General features: G+C 67.1%; 3 protein-coding genes. 1 reads left to right on the forward strand and 2 read right to left on the reverse strand.

The annotated features are described in order from the left end of the window. Positions 1 to 51: 51 nt before the first annotated feature. On the reverse strand, positions 52 to 297 hold the full coding sequence (locus ACN4F8_RS21755; protein ID WP_419475494.1) for a CsbD family protein: 246 nt from the start codon (positions 295 to 297) through the stop codon (positions 52 to 54). A 258-nt stretch (positions 298 to 555) separates the two neighbouring features. On the opposite strand from ACN4F8_RS21755, the gene ACN4F8_RS21760 reads away from it, so the two are divergent. Further along, on the forward strand, positions 556 to 1,188 hold the full coding sequence (locus tag ACN4F8_RS21760) for a response regulator (RefSeq protein WP_419475495.1): 633 nt from the start codon (positions 556 to 558) through the stop codon (positions 1,186 to 1,188). 15 nt (positions 1,189 to 1,203) lie between these two features. Here the strand turns inward: ACN4F8_RS21760 and ACN4F8_RS21765 are convergent, their stop codons facing one another. Further along, entirely contained in the window at positions 1,204 to 2,616 is a 1,413-nt protein-coding gene (locus ACN4F8_RS21765) for a phospholipase D-like domain-containing protein (RefSeq protein WP_419475496.1), read from the reverse strand. Positions 2,617 to 2,897: the final 281 nt, after the last annotated feature.

The raw sequence follows: 2,897 nt of genomic DNA on the forward strand, positions 1-2,897 counted from the left end.
TGAAAGGGAGGCCGGACGCATCCGGCGGTTGTCGGGGGTGTGTGATCGGGTTCAAACCTTGTCGGTCGGACGCTTTTTGGTGCTGCTGAACCAGTCGTCGCCGGCATGGCGTTCCCAGGCCGCCACCTGGCGCTCGGCTTCGTCCTTGGCCACGCCGTAGCGTTCCTGGATCTTGCCGGCGAGCTGTTCGCGGCGGCCGGCCACCACGTCGAAGTCGTCGTCGGTGAGCTTGCCCCACTGCTCGGTCACGCGCCCCTTGAGTTGTTTCCAGTTGCCTTCGATTCGGTCCCAGTTCATGTGCTTCTCCTGTAGAGGTTGCGAAGTGTTGGGGCGGTAGAACCACCGCCCTCGACCCGGTGCTGAAGGTCAGCGTCAAGCCGTGCCTTCACTGTAGGTGGGGGGGTGTCTGCGGCGTGTCGGGCAGCGCGCCGTCGTCCTGTAGGACAACGCCGATGGTCCCGGCGCCCTTGTGTAGGCGTTGTCTGACGCTGCCCCCTGGCGAGGCCTGTTAGATTTCCGGCTCCGCCCGAGTGCACCCACCGCTGTGAGACTTCCATGATCAGAATCGGCATCGTTGACGACCACGCCATCGTGCGCACCGGCCTGAGGCAATTTCTCTCGGAGCACGTGGACCTGCGCGTGACGGGCGAAGCCAACAACGGGCGCGAGGCGCTTGAACTGGTGCGCGGCGGCGAGGTCGATGTGCTGCTGATGGACATCTCCATGCCCGAGCACGGCGGCGTGGACGCGCTGCAGGCGATCAAGGCGCGTTTCCCCGATCTCGCGGTGCTCATCCTGAGCGGCTTCCCCGAAGCGCAGTACGCCACCACCTTGCTGCGCTATGGCGCCAGCGGTTACCTCAACAAGGAATGCGCGCCCGAGGACATCGTCAACGCCATCCGCACCGTGGCGCGCGGGCGGCGTTATGTGAGCCCGGCGGTGGCCGAGCTGCTGGCCGATGGCGCGGCCGGCGCGGTCGAGCAGCCCGCGCACGAGTTGCTCTCGGAGCGGGAAATGCAGGTGTTCCTGCGGCTGGCGCAGGGCGAGACCATTGGCCACATGGCCGAGCAGATGTTCCTGAGCGTGAAAACCGTGAGCACCTACCGCTCGCGCGTGCTGGAAAAACTGAAGCTCGCCAGCAACAGCGACCTCACCTACTACGCGCTCAAGAACGGCCTGATCCAGTGACCAGCGCTCTGGGCCTCAGAGCAACCGCTCCAGCATCCGGCTCAGCGTTTCCATCGCGCGGTCGTCGAGCCCGCGCTGGCGCCACTCTTCCAGCGTGATCGGTTGGGACGCCGCGCGGTCGCGTTCGAACAGCGCGTTCATCTCGCCACCGAAGTCGTCGCCCAGCACGATCACGTTGAGCTCGCTGTTGGCCACGAAGCTCAACCAGTCCAGGTTGCTCGACCCCACCGTGGAGAACACGCCGTCGATCACGGCGGTTTTGGCGTGCATCAGGGCGTGTTCCATCTGGTAGATGCGCACACCCGAACTCAGCAGGTCGTCGTAATAAGAGCGCCCGGCGTGAAACGCCAGCGTGGAGTCGCTGCGCCCGGGCAGCACCATCTCCACCGCCACGCCGCGCTCGGCTGCCTTGCGCAGGGCGGTGACGAAGTCGGTGCCCGGTGCGAAATAGGCCATGGTGAAGCGAACGCTGACCTGCGCCGCGTCCACGGCGGCCAGCAGGGCGCTGTAGATGCGGTTGTCCTTGTCCCGCGGGTCGCTGGCGATCACCTTCACCACGCGTGTGCCGGGCTCGGCGGCGGCCTTTTGCGAGGCCGGTTGGCCCAGATCGCCTTTGCAGCCCTGCTCGCGCCAGGTGGTCTCGAACACCTGGCCGATCACCGGCACCACGGGGCCGCGCAGCTCGATCTGCGTGTCGCGCCAGCCGTCGTCCAGAGCGCCTTCGCCGGTGGGTTTGCCACGGCGGCCGAACGAGCTGGAGCCGTACACGCGGCTGATGTTGATGCCGCCGGTGAAGGCCACGTCGTTGTCCACCACCAGCAGCTTGCGGTGGTCGCGGTGCGTCAGGCCCCAGTAGCCCGGGCGCTTGGTCGGGTTGATCGGGTTGAAGGCACAGACCGCCACGCCGCCGTCGACCAGGCGTTTGAAGAACGCATCGGGCGTGGTGATGGAGCCCACGGCATCAAAGATCATGGCCACCTTCACGCCTTGCGCTGCGCGCGCCAGCAGGAGCTCGGCCACCTCGGCCGCCACGCCCTGGTCTTCCACGATGTAGCTCTGCAGCAGCACGCGGCCGCGCGCCTGCGCAATCGCCGCCTTCATGGCGCCGAAGGTGGCCGGGCCGTCGACCAGCAGGCGCGTGCGGTTGCCCTGGTAGAGGTCGGCGTCGCCGGTGGCGGTGAGTGTTTTGAGGTGGTGGATCGTCAGATCCTTCTTGCCCTCGTTGACCAGGGTTTGCAAAGCCCGGCGCTCGGCCGTGGCCGACACCGGCCCGGCGGCGCCGCTCACGTTGACGGTGCCGGCTTTCTCGTCCGGGATGTCCGCCGTTTTCGGCGGCAGGCTGGAGCAGCCCGCCGCCGCCAGCAGCAGGCTTGAGAGCGTGAGTCCATACAGCCGGCGCAGGCCGGAGGTCAAAGGAGAACGTGGCATGTGCATGGTCGCGACGGTGAATGGATGGACCTTGCCGGCGGCAAGGCGTGGGCCGAAGTGTGCGCGCAGTCGGGCGGCGTGTGTGTCGGCCAGGGCACTGCGCGGGTGTCGGACGGCGCCGACAGGTTGTGGGGTGGGCGCTTGCTTCACGAACGGTGTGAACAGACCTTGGGCCGGCAACAAGGCCGCGCCACACGAGCCCTGAGCGTCGGCGTTTTCCTACATGCGCTCAGGGCGTCGGCTTGCAGAGGTGCGCGCGTGGTGTTTCTACAGTGAAGGCA

This window comes from Hydrogenophaga sp. (assembly GCF_048549895.1).
In the GTDB taxonomy this organism is placed as follows: domain Bacteria; phylum Pseudomonadota; class Gammaproteobacteria; order Burkholderiales; family Burkholderiaceae_C; genus Hydrogenophaga.

Excerpts from the sequence above, each read along its gene's own strand:
- ACN4F8_RS21755 (WP_419475494.1), bottom strand. The coding sequence starts at position 297 with ATGAACTGGGACCGAATCGAAGGCAACTGGAAACAACTCAAGGGGCGC.
- ACN4F8_RS21760 (WP_419475495.1), top strand. The coding sequence starts at position 556 with ATGATCAGAATCGGCATCGTTGACGACCACGCCATCGTGCGCACCGGC.
- ACN4F8_RS21765 (WP_419475496.1), bottom strand. The coding sequence starts at position 2,616 with ATGCCACGTTCTCCTTTGACCTCCGGCCTGCGCCGGCTGTATGGACTC.